The organism is Methanococcus mangrovi (assembly GCF_054506835.1).
The window spans coordinates 548,804-567,872 of sequence record NZ_CP197114.1 but is presented as its reverse complement, the minus strand read 5'-3'; the positions used below and the strand labels follow the sequence as shown (position 1 = coordinate 567,872).

Sequence of the window (19,069 nt, the reverse complement as noted above, 5' to 3'; positions counted from 1 at the left end):
AATTAATTTTCTTCTTCAGAGTCTTTTCTCTTTTTCCATCTTCTATATAAAATGTATGCAACAACTGCTAAAACAACAATTACCACGATAAAAGTATAGTTTGTTCCTTCCTGTTTTACCTGGCTGTTAGCAGGGTCAAGTTCAAATTCCTGTGTAATCGTATATTCTTCGTGGTATTCATTAAAGTACGTCAATGTTGCAGTGATATTTGTTTTTGAATCTCCAAAGACCTCTAATTCATATATGCCTGAATCAGAATCGTCTTCTTCTAAATCCCCAATATATCGAATGTAATTATCATTTAATTCAACTGCACCATCAACTTCAAGTACACAGTGTTTTAATTTTGAAGTTCCCCTGTTTGCAAGCGCAATTGTTACTTCCTGACCTCCAGAAATTGGCTGTACACCATCAAGGTATAAAAACGGCTGGTTATCAAAAATTGTACTTTTTACTTTCAAATTTATCGGAATTGATGAGGTATATTCTGCACCGTCTTCCCCAATCCATTCAATATTCGCATTTATCGGGTAAATCCCGTCCTCAGTTGTTGGAACTGCATATGCATCAACAGTTATCAACTTTTGAGTTTGAGGTGATAGTGATTCTAAATAAAATGTTGTCGGACCAACAATATTTAACTCGCTTGTTCCGGCTAAATTTAGCGTTAAATATTTTGCAGTTCCTGTTCCCTGGTTTTTAATATATACTTCAAGCTCTTCTGATTCAGAAGGGTTTATCGGGTTGTTATCGTCTAAATTAATTTCAAATTTAGCTATTCCATATATTGGAACGTAGTATATTTTTGTTAATGTTTTTTCTCTTTCATTTGGCTCTTCCCCAGAGTCATACTCTGTTGCAGTCACGGTAACATCAATTCTGTACTCATCAGAAGGCGCGTTCTCACTCACGTGTATCTTAAAGTATGCAGTATCACTTTCACCCTCGTTAAGGTGTGAAATTTCGGCAACTCCCGTTTCAGGATTTACCTGCTTTATTTCAAACGGATAGTGCGGGCTTATTTCTACGGATATATCCTTTAACTGTTTATCATAGTTGTCGTTAACTACCTTTATCCAGATATTTACATCGTCTCCAGGGTGTATAACGTTTGGATTTGTTTCTCCAAATTCCGAATTATCCACCTCGTACTGCGGATCATCCAAGGATAACGCATAAGAACTTGCTACCAATGCAAATACAAGCAATAATACCCCAGACTTAACTGAAAGTCTCATTATATCACTCTTTTTAATTTTAAGGTCGGTTATTTAACAAAATCATGTTACATATTGTATAAAACATTACATTTTCCCACCAACCAGTTATTTTTACATTTTTTAAATCTTTTTAATTTAAAATTTCCAAGAGCGGTTAAAGTAAATTTATTTTAAATCCGCCTGAAAGGGTTATTTGTAAGATTAACTGTAAAATTCATTGCTCCTCTTTTTTAATAACCTCGGTTTCAACAACTTCGCCATCTTTAACCCGATCAATTTCAAGAATTTCACCATCTTTCATTCGTATAACCTTTGTAGCATATTTTATCATGTAACTATCGTGAGTAACCATTATAATTGTCATTCCTTCGGAATGTAAGTTCTCAAGTATCTCCATTACCTGTTTACCGCTTTTACTGTCAAGATTCCCAGTTGGTTCATCTGCAAACAGCAGCTTTGGATTATTTGAAAGGGACCTTGCAATTGCAACCCTTTGCTGCTGCCCCCCGGAAAGCTGGGATGGTTTATAACTTTCCCGCTCACTAAGTCCAACCATATTTAATAGTTCCTTGGCTCGTTTTTTCCTGAAAGTTTCATCTTTTCCATCCAACGTCATCGGAAGTTCAACATTTCCTAACGCTGTTAAAGTTCCGATTAAATGAAACTGCTGGAATATAAACCCACTAATTTTTCTCCTAAATACTGCACGCTCATTTTCATTCATTTTCGTGGTTTTTTTACCTTTTATGTAAACGTCACCCTTTGAAGGAACGTCTAAAAGACCCAAAATATTCATTAGAGTGGATTTTCCACAACCACTCGGACCCATTATCATTACAAATTCTCCTTCTTCAATTTTTAAATTAACCCCTTTCAAAACGTTGGATTTAGCTTCGCCCACACCATAAGTCTTTATTACATTTTTTGTTTCGATTAATGTCATAATCATTCCCCTCTCAAAGTATCAACAGGGTTTAATTTTGCACCGCTTCTTGCAGGGAAGTAGCCGCTTAAAATTCCAACTACAAATGAAAATATTAGAACTCCAACAATCAATTCCCAAGAAATCCATGCCCTAATCAATCCATATCCTGAAATTGCTGCAATGTATTCGATAGATTTCGCAATTAATATTCCAAGTATCGTTCCAATAATTCCACCGAATAGTCCTAAAAATCCAGCTTCGACAACAAATATTGAAAGTATCGTGTTATTTTCTGCGCCAAGTGCCTTTAAAATTCCAATATCCTTTCTTCTTTCCAATATACTCATGTGCATCGTGTTTGAGATCCCTACAGCTCCAACGAGTAATGAAATTCCTGCAACACCGACTAAGAATATTGTTAAAACACTAAAAATACTGTTAATTGATTCTGCAAGCTGTTCTGAAGTTAAAACTGAGAAATTTTCGTCCCCCCTTGAATCTTCAAGTTCTTTTTCGATTTCGTCTGCAACTTTAGTGACATCTTCGCCATCCCGTATTTTAACCATGAATATATTATACTCATCAGTTACATCAAAAACTTCTGAAGCTGCTTCGTAAGGAATTACAATAGAGTTATCATCATCAGGGTTTCCTAATGGCTCTAAAACGCCCACTACCTTGTATTTTTTGCCATTAATTTCAATTTTATCCCCAAGATCTATTTCCCTACCAAATGTATCTTTTGAAAGACTGTTTCCGATTACACAAGTGTATGTATCACTGTCTTTCATCCATCTACCTTTTTCAAGCTCGTATCCATAAGCTTCAGTGAAAAATATTTGATATATTGACGCTTTTGTTGCAAAAACGCTTGAATAGTATTCCTGATCATTGTACGTTACTAGCGTTCCCCCAAACCAGCCATATAACAAAACATCAACGCCCCTTACATTTTCTACAGCCCTTAAATCCCTATCGTTAAAATTTTTAGACATTGCAATACTTGTAATCTGCTGTGACGGGTATATTGTAATAACGCTGGCTCCCGCTTTGGATATTTCTTCGGTAATATAATTTTGAACCCCGTATCCAAGAGAAATAAGACTTACAATCGCTAAAATCCCTATAACAATACCAATTATCGTTAAAAGACTTTGTGTCTTCTTTTGTGTTATGTTTCTTCCCGCAAAAGAAACTATATCGTTTAGTTTCATTGATTTTCACCGGAGTTACCGACTGAAAGTTGAAAATAGATTATCCAGTTTAGTCATTAATAAACTAAGGGAATATCGTGGTTTATATTCTTTTTGACTTAATTTAAAAACAAAATTATCTAAAAAAATTAAAAAAGGGATTAATATTCTTCGCACTGTTTTTCAAAGTATGCAGTTGGGTGTCCGCATGAAGGACATTCAACTGGCGCAGTTTTGCCTTTTACCAAATATCCGCACTTCTTGCAGGTCCAGTAAATTTCTTCATCTTTTTTGAAGAATGAATCTTTTTCAAGCTGTTCTATTAATTTTTTATACCGTTGTTCGTGGTGCTTTTCAGCTTGAGCAATCGCAAGAAGCCTGTCTGAAATCTCAGTTAATCCTTCTTCTTTTGCAATTTTTGCAAATTCTGGATACATTTCAGTGTGTTCATAATTTTCTCCAGATGCTGCAGCTTTTAAGTTTTCGACTGTAGTTCCATATGCAGTTGGAACTGCTGCCCCGTCAATTATTATTTCAGATTCGTCTTTTTTAAGCGAATTAATTAGTTTAAATAACCATTTAGCATGTTCTCGCTCTTGTTCTGCCGTCATTGTAAATATTTCGGCTATTTTTTCGTAGCCTTCTTTTTGAGCTATTTTTGCATATATGGTGTATCTATTTCGAGCCTGACTCTCCCCTATAAATGCTTTTGAAAGATTTTCTATTGTTTTTTGCAAAGCATTCACCTCTCTTACCATGCGTTAATTTATAAAATTCATTTTATATATTTTTTATAGATTTAAATCATTAAAAAAGAATTAGAGATTTATTTAAAAATAAAAATTAAAAAAGTGTGAGTATTCCTTTAATTATACTTGTATTTGCCACTTCAATGCTTGAAGCCATTGCAATGTCTTTAAACTTTTCTTTAAGACATGGTTCCGCGGATACTGCCTCATTTAAAAGCTTTTGAGTTTCGACTAAATCTGTAGAATCAATATTTTTTGACAGTAAATATACTGCAGATATTGCTGCAACTGACTTTTTATCATCCCTAAGTTCTTTTGAAAGATTTAATAATGCATTTTCAAGATTATCCATATTATACGTTGTTTTTGATAGTTTCCTACTTACTGCATCCCCATCAATTACTTCCGAAGGATAAATTACAACTTTATTATCTTTCTCAAAGTTTTCGAGCCTTCTTTTTGAAGTAAGTGAATCCGAATCTATCAGTTCAATTTTTGAAATTGCTGGAGTTTCCATTTTAGTAGCCACTACTATTTCATTTGTTTCGGGTTTTTCGAAAGATTCAACTTTGCTCATCATTTTTTTGAGCCGGATATCAATTCCACGTACAAAATGCAAAAAAATGCTTTGATTAAATTTATTAATCGTTTTTTCAGTTTTTCCAGAAATTTTGTAGGCTGATTTCACAAATTCTGGAATTTTAATCTTTCCAGAATTGATTTCATTTAAAAATTTATAAATTATCGAAATTTTTTCGTCTTCATCAAGCGGGAGTGTATGGGCATGTAATTTTGAATTTAAAAAATTATCATACCATTTTTCAAAATCGCGTTCTATTAGATTGAATTTGAAAATTACAAACTCCAATACTTCGTTATTTTTACAGTAATTCAAAAATGCAGCGAGTGATTTTATATATGTATCGTAAGATGCGTTTGTTACTTCTTCAGCATAAATTTTAAAGGTTTTATAGGCTTTTTCAATTTCTTCTCGTGTAAATTTTGGATTCTCAAAAGTGTCCATCCCCTTTTCAGACAGTCTTATGGAATATCCGACTATTCCGGGGTTATTTCCCATTTCGATAAAGCCTTTCTGTTTTAAAATATCGATATTTCGATAGAGTTCTGCCCTTTCAAGACTTAATTCTTCTTTAAATATCTCACAAGACAAAAAAGCGTCATTATCCCTACTATTTATCTTATAGAGATGCTTTAAAATGTTTTGTTGAATTTCTTCATCACTAATATTCCCGGCCATAAGCTGCACCCCTGAACTAAGATTAACATTAAAAAAATCAAAACAAGTGTCTATGAAATATATTAATAAAAAATATTTAACCGTTATGATTTAGTTTTTTTAGAAATTCACTACAAAAACTCGATTATTCCAAAATTTTAAAAAAGTTAGACTATTTAATTACTTTAAATTTATTTTGTAGCCGTGTGGACATTTTTCTGGTTTATCTATATATTCATACAATTTTTCTATTGTTTTATCCGACACTGCATGCTCTATTTTACATGCTTCTTCTTGTGCAAACTCTAAATCAAGACCCAAAATTTCAGTCAGGAAATACTCAATAATCCTGTGCTTTCGAATGGTTTCTTTTGCAATTTTTTCGCCTGATTCTTTAAGAGTTATTCCAATATACGGCTGATAGTCTATCAGTTCATCGCCATGTAACTTTTTGGCCATGCTTGTTACCGCAGCGGGCTGAACATTCATTAATTTTGCAAGTTCAGTTGTTTTTACAGGCCGTTTATTCTCTCGTATAAATAAAAATATATTCTCAAGGTAGTCTTCGATGTTTTGGGATACCAACCTAATCACCAAATGAAAAAATATATATAGTTTCAAAATATTATAAAATTTAAGCTAAGTTAAATTATTTAATGTATCTTAATTAATTTGTATATATAATTTTGGTGGTTACATGGAAAATCTTTTACAAAAAGACCCCGGATCATACATGGTTGTAAAGGTTGAGGGGCATTGTAGAAAGTTTTACGAGCTTGGAATTCTTCCAGGTTGTAAAATAACCCTAATATCACAAACTAACCATGGTCCCGTACTTATTAGAGTTGGAAACTCGAAAGTTGCTCTTGGAAGGGGCATGGCAGAATCGATTTTTGTAGAATAATTTAAGAATATTTTTATTTGGAAAAAACATAAGCTAATTTACAAGAAAATATTTAAGTTTACTTAAATTATTTAATCTAACCAAAATATATGGAAAAGATATGAAATTTCGTGTGATATTCATGGAAAATTTAAAAAACGAAAAAAAAGAAGGTATTTTAGAAAAAATTCTTGTTAAAATTTCAAAAAAAATAGTAAAAAACAGCTGTTCATGCTGTAGCGAAAAAAAATACTGTAGAAAAAAATGCAATACTGATTTAAAAACTGGTGAAAATAATGGATGAAAAAAACATTGTCGCACTGCTTGGACAGCCCAATGTTGGAAAAACTACTCTTTTCAACCACTTAACAGGTATGAGCCAGAGAATTGGAAACTGGCCCGGGGTTACCGTTGAAAAAAAGGAAGGATTCTTTAAAAAAAATAGTGAAAGCTACGTTGTAGTCGATTTACCTGGAATATATTCTTTAACATCTGATTCGATAGACCAGAAGATTGCAAGGGACTACATAATTGAAAATAAGCAGGTCACGGTAATAGATGTAATTGATACCCCAAACATTAACAGGAATCTTTATTTAACAGTACAGCTCTTGGAACTTGGAATCAGCCCAATTTTATGCTTGAATTTAATTGATGAAGCAGAAAAATTTGGAATATTTGTAAATGACCAGAAATTAAGTGAAAAATTAGGAATTCCCGTGGTAAGAACGTCTGGAAGACATAAAATCGGGATTGATACTTTAAAAGAAACGCTTTACAATTATAAAACTGTAGAACCCGTAAAAATTACGTATTCGGCTCTTTTAGAAGAAAATATTGAAATAATAGTAAACAAATTGGAAAATGAACATTTTAAAATTAATTCAAAGTACGAAACGTTTCCAAAAAGGTGGATTGCAATATCACTTCTTGAAAAAGACCCTGATGTGGTAGCTGAATTTTCAAAATACCCTGAATTAATAAGATTTATAAACGACTTAAAAATTAAAATAGAACATGAAATAAAACATGATGTTGAAAGCTACATTGTAGAACAGAGATACAAAAAATGCGACGAAATTTTAGCCGGCGTCATGGTAAACAGCGAATTATACGAAGATATTGATACGATTGTGATTCATCCAGTTTACGGGCTTTTGATATTTGGGGTAGTCTTATACACGATGTATAATTTTGTTTTTGGAGTTGGGGACATTTTTGCAAGCATTATTGGCTCCTTTTTTGATGCTTTTGGAAATTACTTAATGAAAATCCTGCCAGAATCAATTTCAGGGATAATCGTTGATGGATTAGTTGCTGGAGTTGGCGGAGTACTTGAATTCTTCCCAATAGTATTCTTAATAATGTTTTCACTATCCCTTCTTGAAGATACCGGCTACTTATCAAGAGTTACTGCACTAACGCACTCGATCATGTCCAAAATGGGATTAAGCGGAAAATCATTTATTCCATTAATTACCGGATTTGGATGCAGCGTTCCAGCATTGATGGGTACAAGATTCATTTCAAGCCATAAAGAAAGATTGATTACCCTTTTAGTAACGCCTCTTGTTCCATGCTCTGCAAGATTTGTAATAATCGGGTTTTTCGCTTCATTCTTTTTCATGGAAAATGCCGCATTATTTACTTTAAGTATTCTTGCAATTACATTTGCACTGCTCTTCATGGTATCGTACATATTGAGCAAATTCATAAAAGGCGAACCGGAAGACTATATTTTTGAATTGCCCCCTTACAGGATTCCTGATTGGGATAATATTATTAAAATGACCTGGGAAAAAAGTAAAGAATTTTTGAAAAAAGCAGGAACTGTTATTGCAGCAGGCTCGCTTTTATTCTACGGGCTTGTAAACTACCCTTCTCCTGACGCAAATTACGCCGCAGTTGTTGGAAAAATACTTGAACATGTGACTTTATACATGGGACTCGACTGGAGAGCCGCAATATCCCTTATCTTTGGAATATTTGCAAAAGAACTTGTTGTTTCAAGCTTTAGTATATTATATCCTGAAAACATTTCAACAGCATTCAGTCCATTAAAAGCTTTTGTCCTGACACTTGTATCAGTTCTGTACATTCCGTGCCTTGCAACCCTTGCTACACTCTACCTTGAAACGAGGAGTTTAAAATGGACTGCTTTTGGAATAGGTTATAATTTAGTACTTGCAACAGTTGTTGGAATAATAACATACAATATTGGAACATTACTTGGATTTTAATCCAAATAATTACTTACTTTTTTAATTTAACCTTTAAAAAAACTTTATATCAAAATTAATCATGTTATATCATATTAAGGAATTTATAGATATAACGATTAGATTAGAAGATAAAGATGATTTTAAAACCGTAGAAAACATAAAGTTACTGATACACAGCTAAAATAACATTTTAATTAATATTTAAAAAGAGTTAAATCATTAAAGGTAGATTAATTAGACTCTACTTTAATAACAACTTTTAATGAATTTTCAACATTTTTACCGCTAATTATCTCATCAACGGATGCTAAATCATTCAATTTTTCTTTTATTGATTCAGAAATTAACTGTACTAATTCAGCAGGTTCTATTGCAGAATAAAGATATGGTTTTTTACCAAGTCCATCCCTATCCATTTTTTTTCGAATCACGTACTCGTCGTTATACATTTCAAATATTGATTCCCGGATGGTTGAAGGGTATATTCCAGTTCCTTTTGCTATTTCTTCTACAGTACTTTGGGGATTCATTCTTAAAAATATGTATATTTTTGCCCGAACTTCACTTGATAAAAGAGAAGATACGTTAGCAATCAATGTTTTTTCGACACTCTCTATAGTTTTACTCATATTGACACCATATATTTTCGTTGGATTTTTGTTTTTTGGATTTGGGTAAATAGTTTTATAAAAATAGTGGCCTTAAAAATACATTATTTTTCAAAATATATAAAGGGGTATTCGATTTTTTATTATTACCCCATATTAAAAAAGTTATTTGATGCAGCCATGATATTTATTTTTCTATCATCACGGAAGTTGATTTAACAAGTACAGTTACTTCATCCCCAACTTTTAAGCTGAGGTCTTTTTCTGCATCTACGGTGATTACTGAAACCATGGTGTTTCCACCACCAATATCCAATACAACCTTCGCAACAACCTGTCCTTCGACTATTTCGAGTATTTTTCCCTTGAATTGATTTCTAATACTCATCTTCATACATCTCCCCTCCTATGAGATTTGTTATGTCCAATAGTTTATTTAAACTTACTAATTTATAAACTTTCCAGTTTATACGTAGATAAACTTTTTATACATGGTTGTACTAATTATGGTGTTATGGTACAGCCATACTTTGGACTTTTCTCCAAATTTTGTTTTCCCTGCGATTTTTTAAAAAATTAAACCTGCAGTGGATGCTGTTTTTTTGAATTAAATTCTATAAACGGCACAAAAATGGCTAATATAATAAATACCCTGAGATGTACCTAAACTTTATATACTTTTAAACAAAATAGATTTTGGAAAACCATTTGGAGGTTATACTATGCCTGCCCCAAGATATAAGTCAGGTTCATCTAAAAAAGTGTACAGAAAAGCACCTGGAAACAGTTCAATCGTGCACTATAGAAGAAAAAAACAATCAAAAGCTGTGTGTGGCGCTTGCGGTGCTTTATTAAATGGAGTACCAAGAGGAAGAGCAGTAGAAATCACAAAATTAGCTAAAACGCAGAAAAGACCAGAAAGAGCATTTGGTGGCAACTTGTGCCCAAAATGTGTTAAAAAAATGATGGTCGCAAAAGCTAGAAACTTCTAAGGTGCTATAATGATAATTACCATTGGAGGATTACCGGGTACAGGGACTACAACGACTTCTAAGTTACTTTCAGAAAAGTACGGGTTAAACCACGTCTGTGCAGGATTTATCTTCAGAGACATGGCAAAAGAAATGAATATGACCCTCCAAGAATTCAGCAGTTATGCAGAAACAAATACTGAAGTTGACAACGAAATTGACAGAAGACAGGTTGAGGCAGCTCAATCAGGGGATTTAATCCTTGAAGGTAGACTTGCAGGATGGATCCTCAAAAAAAGTGACATAAAACCGGATTTAAGCATTTGGCTTAAAGCAGACCCGATGGTAAGATGCATTAGAATCAGCGAACGTGAAAACGAGAACGTTGATTTGGCACTTGAAAAAATGATTTCAAGAGAAGCTAGCGAAAAGAAAAGATACAAAGAAATATATAATATCGAAATTGATGATTTATCAATATACGATATAACAATCGAGTCCTCGAAATGGGACGCCAATGGGGTATTTAATATCATCGAAAGAGCCATAGAAAACTTGAAAGCTTAGATGGTAATAAATCTCTCTGTTTGAAGTATGACATGTGATTGGCGACATTCACATTAACAAAAAATAAGACGAGGTAATAATTATGGCAGCAATTGAAGTAGGAAGAGTTTGCATCAAAACATTAGGAAGAGAAGCAGGAAACACCTGTGTTATCGTTGAAGTATTAGACAAAAACTTTGTAGTTATCGACGGTAGCGTTAAAAGAAGAAGATGCAACTTAAAACACGTTGAACCAACAGACAAAAAAGTTGATTTAGAAAAAGCAGCTTCAACCGAAGAAGTTAAGTTAGCTTTAGATGCAGCAGGCTTATTATAACTCCAAATCAGTGCTAAAATCGCACTTAAATTTCTTTTTTTTAGAATATTTAAAAAAATTTAAAACTGTTTTAATGCACTTGAAAATACAAACAGTGCAAAAGCTATCAAAAGCATTCCTGAAATTTTATTGATTTTATCCACGTGTTTTGAACATTTTTTGGAAAATTTACTTGAAATTACTGTTAAAAAGCCACTCCATAGTAATGAACCGGAAAATACCCCGATAACCAAAATTAAAGACATATAATAATCGGATTGTGGAATTACAAAGCCTGAAAAAAGCAGCGTAAAATATATAATCGTCATCGGGTTTGTTAAAGTTAAAAAAAACGTATTTAAATACGTTATAATTAATTTTTCTTTTTTGACATCCTGAATTAATTCTAAATTTTTTGAAGATTTTAATGACGTTACTCCAAGATAAATTAAAAATATGCCCCCAATAACTTTAAGAAAAAACGCATTTTCAATAAAATAATTGGAAATTACGGTTAAACTGAATGCTGCAATAATCCCGTACATCGCGTCAGCAGTTGCAGCACCAAATCCGGTTGCAAATCCATGCAATTTTCCAAAATTCAGTGTTTTTTGAATACAAAGTATTCCAATTGGACCAATTGGTGCGGCAATTGAAAATCCTAATATTATCCCTGTTAAAAAAGTTTCAAAAATCATGTTTTTTCCTAAAAATTTGAAAAAAGAAGATTATTTTCAAAAAATTTAATCATCTGTTTCGACTAAGTTTCCAGCTTCAGGTCCTGGTTTTACGCTGTAAATACTTGTAATTGTAATAACAATTGCACCTTTTGGGGTCAATCCTGGAATTTTTACTTTGTTTAATTCTTTTGCTTTTTCAAAGTATTCTCCTTCCGTTACAATTTCAGCTTTTCCTTTGTACTGGAATGGGTGTGCTCTGCAGTTTGCAACGTTTATTGCAACTACAGGATTTTCTTTAATGTTATTGAGTGTCTTTTTCATGAAGTTATCTGAAATTACGAGCTTGTCTCCAACAAACTGGTTTGCACCCATTGGAGCAACGTTTGGAACTCCGTCTTTTGAAGAGGTTGCTAAAAATAAAAGACCTGTTATCTCGGTTTTCATTTCTTCTGTTAATTTAACCATTTATATCCCCTGTTCTATTTTTATTTGCATTTTAATTTTTAATCATTACTTATTTAAAAAATTAATCATTACTGTTTTGGTGTTGGAAGGTAAGGTGTTATGAAGTCGATGAAACTTTCGATATTTCTTGTTTGAACATAAACTTTACCAGTTCCGCTGAAGTTGTAGACCAAACCTTCACCGCCAAGAAGAGTTGATTTTAAATTGCCCACTTTTCCCAAATTATAGTTTAAATCCCCCGTAAATGCAACTAAATTTCCGTTATCAACCATGATTGATTCGTTATTTAATTCTATTTCTTCAATTGCACCGTATGAAGATAAAAATACATCTCCTGAACCCTCAATCTTCATCAAAAATAAACCTTTTCCACCGAAAAATGTTTTACCGCCACCAAATTTCGTGTCAATTGCTAAATCTGGTGAAGATGCTAAATAAGCGCCACTGCTTGCATAAAGTACCCCATTGAGCTCGTGGTGGATTATATCTCCAGAATAACCTGGTGCAAGTGCAACTCTTCCTGAACCGCTTAATTTATTCATGAATAAACTTTCTCCAACAACTGCTCTTTTTAAAACACCTAAAACTCCACCTTTAGCAGAAGTTTCGATACTTACACTGTTATCTTTGTAAACCATTGAACCAGTTTCTGTCATTATTTCCTGATTTTTAAGATTCAATTTTAAAAGGGAATATGAAGGCCTGCTCGTTATTTCAAAATCGTATTTTGCCATGATTTCACCAATATAGTTCTTTATATTAATATAAAAACTGTATTTTATATATCTTCGCTTTGATTATTTTTTAAATCTTAATCTGTAGAGTTTTTTAGATAAATTCAATAATAATTCCTTATTTTGAATGTTTGATACCCAATTTTCAGGAATATTTGAAATCCCATAGTAAGCTCCTGCAATTGCCCCATACATACTTCCCATGCTGTCAGTGTCCCCTCCCGCATTTACACAAGAAATCATTCCATCTTTAAAGTTATCCGTTCTTAAAAACGTTGCGATTGCTGAAGGAACACACTCGATTGCAGGAAGGCCAGTATTAAATAAGTCATAAGCTTCATCGGCCGAATTTAACTCATTTATAAGGAGTATTTTTTCTGAAAAGTTGTAAGAAACGTCTTCAATAAATTTTGCACATCTTTTGATGGATTTTTCAGATTTGACGTTGTTTACAGATTCTGCAACAAAAAATGCGATTGAAAGAGCCCCTGCAATAGCTTCATCGTTGTTATGGGTTAATTTTGTAGCACCAATTGTTATTTCTTTTAATTTTTCGTATTCCCCAAAATAAAAAAGTCCTAACGGCCCAACCCTCATTGAAGAACCGCATGTTCTTGAATCGCAACCGTTAGTATTTCCAACAATTAACTGTTCAATCGCTTTTGTACTCGTTGGCCCCATTCCAACTGGATTATTGTTATACCATTTTATAAGTTCTTCAATAAAAATTTCATTATTAAATCCTTTTTCGTCAAAAGAATTCAATATTGCAATTGTTTGGTCAGTATCATCAGTATACTGCCCTGCTTTTAAAATTCCATCGAATTTATTCTTTGGATTAACAAAATTATCGATTTTCCCGTATTTTTCTGCAATTTCTTCTTTTGTAAACCATTCCGTGGGCATGCCGAGTGCATCGCCGATAGAAAGCCCCAAAATGCTCCCCTCAAACTTTTCAAGCATTTTGTCCATAATATCCCTCAAAAGATTTATAATTCAAAATAACAATATTTGAATCATGGTAAAAATAGGTTGCTCATCGCTGTTTTTCTGGGAATATGACATTGAAGAAATCGTGGACATATATTTAGAACTCGGCTTAAAAAATATGGAATTTTTTCCCGAAAATCCGGAATTTTGGAAAAAAAGAAATGATTTAGATTATATAAATAGCGTTAAGTCTGAACTCTCAAAACTTGAAATAACAGTTCATGCGCCATATATCGAGTTAAATTCATCATCTACAAATGAAAATATAAGGCATGTTACGTTGATGGAAACATTTTGGGCAATTGATCTCTCAAAAAAATTCAATGCAAAACTTATTACAATACATGCGGGAAAAAGGCCAACCGCAAGAATCCCAACAGCTGAAGAATACAATAATTTTGATGATTATCTAAAAAAATCAATAGATTATTCATTAAAAAAAGAAATAACAATTTGCCTTGAAAATTCTCCTGAAAAAATAAACAATATCTGCTACAATGTTGAATCGATGAAAAAAACGCTTGATAAATTTAAAAACCTGTACATGACGCTTGATATTGCACACGCCCGTGAAAATTCACTTGATTTTATCAAAAATTTCCATGAAAAAATTAAAAATATGCATATTTCGGGGGTAAATTCAAAAGACCACTACCCATTAAGTGAATCTAAAATAAACTTTGATAAAACTCTAAATTTACTTGTAAACGAATATAATTACAAAGGCGCTTTAAATTTTGAATTAAATGATTTAATATACAAAGAAGCCATTTCAAAAAAAGAAAAAATTGATATTTTAACCAACGAAATTAATTATCTCGAAAAAATAGTGGAATAAAGTAGAACCATAACTAAATTAATGGCCTATCATTTCGTCTTTTTCTTCTTCTGACAATATTTTTACGATTTCATCAGGTTTTCCAGTTTTTATTATTTTTCCGCCCCTTACAAGAGCAGCCCTGTCGCATACATTTAACACGAAATCCATATCGTGGGATACGATAACATATGTTTGGTCAAGTTCGCTTCTTGATTTCTGGATCGATTCTGCAACCTGGTTTCTTGTTATCGGGTCCATTGTACCCGTAGGTTCATCTAAAAGAATCAGGTGAGGTTCACGGATTAACACTTGCGCAAGTGCAACCCTGTGTTTTTCACCGACACTGAGTTCTGAAGGGTATTTTTCAAGCATGCTTTCAGCTTCTTCTTCAGTAAATCCAACAGAAACCAGAGTGTGTTCTGCTTTCATTTTTGCAAATTCACCAGGCATTTCAAGGCCTATTGATTCTGTTAGGTTGTAAAGAATTGTCCTGTGTGGGTAAAGGCTGTATTCCTGGAATAACATTCCGATGTATCTTTTTGCACGTCCCCTGTATAACGGGCCCACTTTAGTCATATCAATCCATTCATCAGCAAGCCTAAACTCGTATTTTCCTTTTGAAGGAGGAATTACTGCTGCAATTATTTTTGAAAGTGTGGTTTTACCTGCACCACTTACACCAACAAGCCCGAAAATTTCTTTTTCGTTTATTGAAAGGTTTATTCCATCAACAGCTTTTACAATACCTCGATCAACTGAAACATAACGTTTTTCAACGTTTTCGATGGTTATAAGTTCATCTTTCACTTCAACTTTTTCAAATTCTTTCATTGAAGTAACGGTTTTCATAAATTCTTGTACAACAGTTTTACTGTCTCCTGAAAGTTTCATTTCCCCTTTGTCAAGCCATATCGCTTTTTGACAGAGTTCTTCGATTACTTCTGGCCAGTGTGAGGTAATAACCATTGCAATATTGTGTTTTATAACTGCCTCAATAAGTGCGTTGTGAACGAATTTTGCAGTTCTTGGATCAAGTGTTCCAGTTGGTTCATCAGCAAGGAAAATAACCGGATTTTTAGCGATCTGTCTTGCAAGAACTACCCTTTGTTTTTCACCACCACTTAAATCCCTTGAAATGTGTGCAACCCTGTGTTCGAGCTTTACCATTTTAATAAGATTCAGTGCCCAATCTGTTGCAGCTTTTCCATCATATCCTGCAGCAGTCAGCGCTTCCATGATGTTTTCTGCAACGGTTTTCTCACCATAAAGTGCAAAAGTTCTCTGAAGCATTATCGCAATTTTTTTCTTTAATGCATAAGTGATTTCATGCTGGTTCCAAAAATCTACGGATTTTGCGACATATTCTTTTCCGCAGTCGCATTTTTTTCCAACATATGAAGGAACTTCAACATTTTCACATTTTGGACAGTACGCAACGTGATATATTACCTGTCCAGATGTAGGTTCGTACCCTTCCATGCCCCTTAACATGTGTAAAAGTACGGATTTTCCAGCACCACTCCTACCTAAAACACCGATAACTTCCCCTTCGTTTAACTCAAAACTCACGTTTTTAAGTACTTCTGTGTCCCCATAACTTTTTGAAACATTCTTTACTTCCAACAGTAACATTAATATCACCTAAGCGAGCCACTTATTCACTATCCCTATTTTTTAATCTTAAACAGTTTGATACGGCGTATCTACAATTTTTACCCCTTTGGCATTCGTTTTCGTGATTACACTCCCTTATTTTGTAATATCCACCACCAATATCAATCATTTTTCCATTTATGATGGCATCTGCAATTTTTTTTCGTGCAGATTTTAATATATTCCAAAATACCCGTCTTGAGATACCCATTTCGTCAGCAGCATCTTCATGAGGGTGGTTTAAATAATCTACGAGCCTTATAGATTCTAATTCCTCAAAAGTAAGTACTTCTGATTCAAGTTCAGACCTCGAAATTCCTGCAGGTTTAAACAACGTAAATTGGGGTTCTTCTGAGATAAGCCGGAGTATTTTTGGTCTTCCTTTTCTAAACTTCATTTAAAATCACTTATTCTGGTGAATTAACCTCCATGCCTAAAACTGGAAGTTCAACTAATGTGTATTTATCATTTTCAAGTTTTTTTCTAATCATTTCTTTTATCTTTCCGAGACATTCAATATTTACGATAGAATTTATCACGACAGTATCCTGCGATAACTCGTTAACTATCTTTACTGCCATTTCCGGTTCTTCTGCAAGCAAAAAACCTTTCCAATCGTCAGGTGACATCCCTTGATATTCTTTTAAATAAAATCCTGAAATTCCTCCCTCTGAAAGTGCATTTATAGCTTTTCCAAGGTTTTGGCTTTCTACAAATAGTTTTAAGAGTACTCTCATGCGATTCCCTCATATAAAATTACTACTTACACATATGTGTGAAACATGGTATATATAGTTTTTTTATAAAGAGCAATTTTAACTAAATATCTCATAAAAAAAGTTTATTAACAGGACTTATTTATTATTTCAAGCCCATTTTGAAGTATTCTAAACCTTAAATTTTCGCCTTCTTTTGCGTGCCTGTGTTTTTCAAGCGTGAGTTTTCGAATAGACTCTGTTTTTTCAATTTTTATTATCGATTTACTCCAGTACTCTAAAAGCCTTCCCCCCGCAGGTTCAATACCATTTAGCGAGTCTTTTACCTGATTTGTAATTAAAATTCCAGAATTTTTCATTCTCGCAACTTTTAGAATATTTGAAATCTGTTTTCCAAGCATCCTGTTTAGTTTGGTATTTTCATTGATGTTGTCGCAGAGTTCTAACCTATATAAAGAAACAATGCCGTCAATTATAATAAGCCCGATATTTTCGAGAAGAAATATCTTTTCAAGAGCTTCAGACTGTTCTTCAAATGTCGATGGCTCGTAAATTATTATATTTTTAAGTAATTCATCGCAATTTTTTCCAGAAAGCTGTTTTATTCTTTCAATTGATAAACTGCCCTCTGTATCGATGTAAACCACATTTTTGCCATTTTCAATTGCTTTTAACATTGCAAGTATGCAGATGTTCGTTTTTCCAACACCGGGGGGCCCGTAAACTTGAGTTATCGTCTTTTTCTCGATATTTCCATTTAAAAGTTCTTCAAGCATAAAATCACATTAGAATAATACATTTAATTTATATTTTCAAGGTTAAAATCATATAGTACGATAGGTTTACTTAAATGTCTTCTTGCAGAAGGCGGGACTTCGTAAAATCCTTCTTTTATATCTCGTTTTACTTCGTTCAATTCTATTTCATCATAATTAAGTCTTTTACCACAGACATTGCATTTATAACCGCTTTTTAAACCCTTAGCTTTAAGGGTTCCGCCACAAACGCATAATTTGTTCTTTTCATATATTTTTTGAAGTGTAACTACTTTTAATTTCTCAATGTTTATTTCAAAAGGCTCTTCTCGAACTGTCCCGTAAACTCCAACAAGGTCGCCACAAATTAATTTTCTTACAGTATTTCTAAATTCCTTGGTTGGTTCATAGGCAATACAGTCTATCTTCCCAGTATCATCTTCTATTTTGAATAAAACATGTCCCCCAGTTATTTCTCTTGGCTTTTCAACAACTTTGCCGTAAGAAATAACTCCTGTATCTGGATAGATATCTTTTATTTTAAAAAACCTTAAATGAACGTCAGTTCCCTGATTTGTAATAAATAACTGGCATTTATCAACTTCATCAGATTTTACAGTATTTTTTGCGTTTTCTAAAATTTCTCTTGAAATTCCTCTTATTCCGTAAAGAACAGGGCATGGCGTGTGTGGCGTAATTATCGATTTTTTTCCATCAATATTGTTAAATGTAAATGGAAATGTTTCTAAATCCATTTTTATTATGGAATCGACATCAATTTCTCGTTCAGTCCCCCATTTTTCACTTTTTCGGTAGGATAAGAGTTCGTATGTAAACGGCGGTTTTGAAGCAATTGCACCAAGAGCTCCGATTATTCCATGCCCTTTTTTGTATTTTAGGTATTCTGCACCAATTTCATTCAAAACTTTTTCAGAATCTTCTACTTTCAAAATATCATATAAAACCGAATTATAGTAATTTAAAAGTGTTTTTTGATTCTTTTGATAATTTTCTTCGCTTAAAAAAACAATTCCCGGATTTGTATTTTCACAATCAAAATCGCTGAACTTTTCAACGGTTTGAATTACTAATTTTTTAATGGATTCAATATCCGATTCATTTAATTTTTTTTCATCTTCAATAATTCTTAAACAAACTCCGCCATTTCCACGGGTTTTATATTTAACCATCGGATTCATCCGGATTAACTTTGGAGTGTCCATTTTATAGTTTTTTTCAAGTTCTTCCTGAAGAATAGTTCCAACATAGGTCGTGCAGTATTTTTCCCTGCTGTCTGTATCATCAATTCCAATATACATGGTTACCACTTAAATCTCGGTAAAATTTAAATTTAAAAATTTTTCATCCTTAAAAACATATTTATGT

24 protein-coding genes are annotated in these 19,069 nt (G+C 33.0%); 7 read left to right on the top strand and 17 right to left on the bottom strand.

Features of this window, described 5'->3' with window-relative positions:
• Positions 1–2 precede the first annotated feature (2 nt).
• The 6 genes from ACS5L2_RS03040 to ACS5L2_RS03015 form a co-directional block, all read right to left on the bottom strand.
• The gene (locus tag ACS5L2_RS03040; protein WP_459202293.1) at positions 3–1,238 is read right to left on the bottom strand and encodes a COG1361 S-layer family protein; all 1,236 of its coding nucleotides are present in this window, start codon (positions 1,236–1,238) and stop codon (positions 3–5) included.
• A 196-nt stretch (positions 1,239–1,434) separates the two neighbouring features.
• Positions 1,435–2,163 (bottom strand): ABC transporter ATP-binding protein, encoded by a 729-nt coding sequence (locus ACS5L2_RS03035; RefSeq protein ID WP_459202292.1) that lies wholly within the window; start codon positions 2,161–2,163, stop codon positions 1,435–1,437.
• 2 nt (positions 2,164–2,165) lie between these two features.
• Positions 2,166–3,359, bottom strand: a complete 1,194-nt coding sequence (locus ACS5L2_RS03030) for an ABC transporter permease (RefSeq protein WP_459202291.1) — start codon at positions 3,357–3,359, stop codon at positions 2,166–2,168.
• A 140-nt stretch (positions 3,360–3,499) separates the two neighbouring features.
• A complete protein-coding gene (rbr, locus tag ACS5L2_RS03025) occupies positions 3,500–4,075 on the bottom strand; it encodes a rubrerythrin (protein ID WP_459202290.1) in 576 nt (191 codons plus the stop codon).
• Between the two features lie 106 nt (positions 4,076–4,181).
• Entirely contained in the window at positions 4,182–5,345 is a 1,164-nt protein-coding gene (locus tag ACS5L2_RS03020) for an ATP-binding protein (protein WP_459202289.1), read from the bottom strand.
• Positions 5,346–5,504: 159 nt separating this feature from the next.
• Positions 5,505–5,909 (bottom strand): metal-dependent transcriptional regulator, encoded by a 405-nt coding sequence (locus ACS5L2_RS03015; protein WP_459202288.1) that lies wholly within the window; start codon positions 5,907–5,909, stop codon positions 5,505–5,507.
• Positions 5,910–6,021: 112 nt separating this feature from the next.
• Between ACS5L2_RS03015 and ACS5L2_RS03010 the strand changes: the two genes are divergently transcribed.
• The 3 genes from ACS5L2_RS03010 (at position 6,022) to feoB (ending at position 8,447) form a co-directional block, all read left to right on the top strand.
• Positions 6,022–6,228: a FeoA family protein gene (locus ACS5L2_RS03010; protein WP_459202287.1), complete on the top strand. Its 207-nt coding sequence runs from the start codon at positions 6,022–6,024 to the stop codon at positions 6,226–6,228.
• 121 nt (positions 6,229–6,349) lie between these two features.
• On the top strand, positions 6,350–6,511 hold the full coding sequence (locus tag ACS5L2_RS03005; protein WP_459202286.1) for a hypothetical protein: 162 nt from the start codon (positions 6,350–6,352) through the stop codon (positions 6,509–6,511).
• Complete coding sequence (feoB, locus tag ACS5L2_RS03000) at positions 6,504–8,447, top strand: ferrous iron transport protein B (RefSeq protein ID WP_459202285.1); 1,944 nt, start codon at positions 6,504–6,506, stop codon at positions 8,445–8,447. The genes ACS5L2_RS03005 and feoB overlap by 8 nt, the downstream gene beginning before the upstream one ends.
• A gap of 212 nt (positions 8,448–8,659) precedes the next feature.
• On the opposite strand, the gene ACS5L2_RS02995 is transcribed toward feoB, so the two are convergent.
• Positions 8,660–9,058: a helix-turn-helix domain-containing protein gene (locus ACS5L2_RS02995; protein WP_459202284.1), complete on the bottom strand. Its 399-nt coding sequence runs from the start codon at positions 9,056–9,058 to the stop codon at positions 8,660–8,662.
• Positions 9,059–9,224: 166 nt separating this feature from the next.
• Entirely contained in the window at positions 9,225–9,431 is a 207-nt protein-coding gene (locus ACS5L2_RS02990; protein WP_459202283.1) for a TOBE domain-containing protein, read from the bottom strand.
• A gap of 328 nt (positions 9,432–9,759) precedes the next feature.
• Here ACS5L2_RS02990 and ACS5L2_RS02985 point away from each other — a divergent pair, with 328 nt between their 5' ends.
• The 3 genes from ACS5L2_RS02985 to ACS5L2_RS02975 all read left to right on the top strand — a co-directional run bounded on the left by ACS5L2_RS02985 (position 9,760) and on the right by ACS5L2_RS02975 (position 10,891).
• Positions 9,760–10,029 carry a 50S ribosomal protein L34e gene (locus ACS5L2_RS02985; RefSeq protein ID WP_459202282.1) on the top strand — a complete coding sequence of 90 codons (270 nt, stop codon included), beginning with the start codon at positions 9,760–9,762 and terminating at the stop codon, positions 10,027–10,029.
• Between the two features lie 9 nt (positions 10,030–10,038).
• The gene (gene cmk / locus ACS5L2_RS02980; protein ID WP_459202281.1) at positions 10,039–10,575 is read left to right on the top strand and encodes a (d)CMP kinase; all 537 of its coding nucleotides are present in this window, start codon (positions 10,039–10,041) and stop codon (positions 10,573–10,575) included.
• Positions 10,576–10,657: 82 nt separating this feature from the next.
• A complete protein-coding gene (locus tag ACS5L2_RS02975; protein ID WP_011170569.1) occupies positions 10,658–10,891 on the top strand; it encodes a 50S ribosomal protein L14e in 234 nt (77 codons plus the stop codon).
• Between the two features lie 59 nt (positions 10,892–10,950).
• Here the strand turns inward: ACS5L2_RS02975 and ACS5L2_RS02970 are convergent, their stop codons facing one another.
• The 4 genes from ACS5L2_RS02970 to ACS5L2_RS02955 form a co-directional block, all read right to left on the bottom strand.
• Positions 10,951–11,568, bottom strand: a complete 618-nt coding sequence (locus tag ACS5L2_RS02970) for a LysE family translocator (RefSeq protein ID WP_459202280.1) — start codon at positions 11,566–11,568, stop codon at positions 10,951–10,953.
• 45 nt (positions 11,569–11,613) lie between these two features.
• A complete protein-coding gene (locus tag ACS5L2_RS02965) occupies positions 11,614–12,015 on the bottom strand; it encodes a pyridoxamine 5'-phosphate oxidase family protein (protein WP_459202279.1) in 402 nt (133 codons plus the stop codon).
• Between the two features lie 68 nt (positions 12,016–12,083).
• The gene (locus tag ACS5L2_RS02960; RefSeq protein ID WP_459202278.1) at positions 12,084–12,749 is read right to left on the bottom strand and encodes a TIGR00266 family protein; all 666 of its coding nucleotides are present in this window, start codon (positions 12,747–12,749) and stop codon (positions 12,084–12,086) included.
• A gap of 63 nt (positions 12,750–12,812) precedes the next feature.
• A complete protein-coding gene (locus ACS5L2_RS02955) occupies positions 12,813–13,721 on the bottom strand; it encodes an ADP-ribosylglycohydrolase family protein (protein WP_459202277.1) in 909 nt (302 codons plus the stop codon).
• Between the two features lie 46 nt (positions 13,722–13,767).
• On the opposite strand from ACS5L2_RS02955, the gene ACS5L2_RS02950 reads away from it, so the two are divergent.
• Positions 13,768–14,577, top strand: coding sequence for a sugar phosphate isomerase/epimerase family protein (locus tag ACS5L2_RS02950; protein WP_459202276.1), 810 nt, complete (start codon positions 13,768–13,770; stop codon positions 14,575–14,577).
• A gap of 18 nt (positions 14,578–14,595) precedes the next feature.
• On the opposite strand, the gene atwA is transcribed toward ACS5L2_RS02950, so the two are convergent.
• The 5 genes from atwA to ACS5L2_RS02925 all read right to left on the bottom strand — a co-directional run bounded on the left by atwA (position 14,596) and on the right by ACS5L2_RS02925 (position 19,002).
• On the bottom strand, positions 14,596–16,191 hold the full coding sequence (gene atwA, locus ACS5L2_RS02945; RefSeq protein WP_459202275.1) for a methyl coenzyme M reductase system, component A2: 1,596 nt from the start codon (positions 16,189–16,191) through the stop codon (positions 14,596–14,598).
• A 22-nt stretch (positions 16,192–16,213) separates the two neighbouring features.
• Positions 16,214–16,609: a DUF134 domain-containing protein gene (locus tag ACS5L2_RS02940; protein WP_459202274.1), complete on the bottom strand. Its 396-nt coding sequence runs from the start codon at positions 16,607–16,609 to the stop codon at positions 16,214–16,216.
• A gap of 10 nt (positions 16,610–16,619) precedes the next feature.
• Positions 16,620–16,949, bottom strand: a complete 330-nt coding sequence (locus ACS5L2_RS02935; RefSeq protein WP_459202273.1) for an MJ1244 family protein — start codon at positions 16,947–16,949, stop codon at positions 16,620–16,622.
• 107 nt (positions 16,950–17,056) lie between these two features.
• Complete coding sequence (gene radB / locus ACS5L2_RS02930; protein ID WP_459202272.1) at positions 17,057–17,704, bottom strand: DNA repair and recombination protein RadB; 648 nt, start codon at positions 17,702–17,704, stop codon at positions 17,057–17,059.
• Between the two features lie 23 nt (positions 17,705–17,727).
• The gene (locus tag ACS5L2_RS02925) at positions 17,728–19,002 is read right to left on the bottom strand and encodes a TiaS agmantine-binding domain-containing protein (protein ID WP_459202271.1); all 1,275 of its coding nucleotides are present in this window, start codon (positions 19,000–19,002) and stop codon (positions 17,728–17,730) included.
• Positions 19,003–19,069 lie beyond the last annotated feature (67 nt).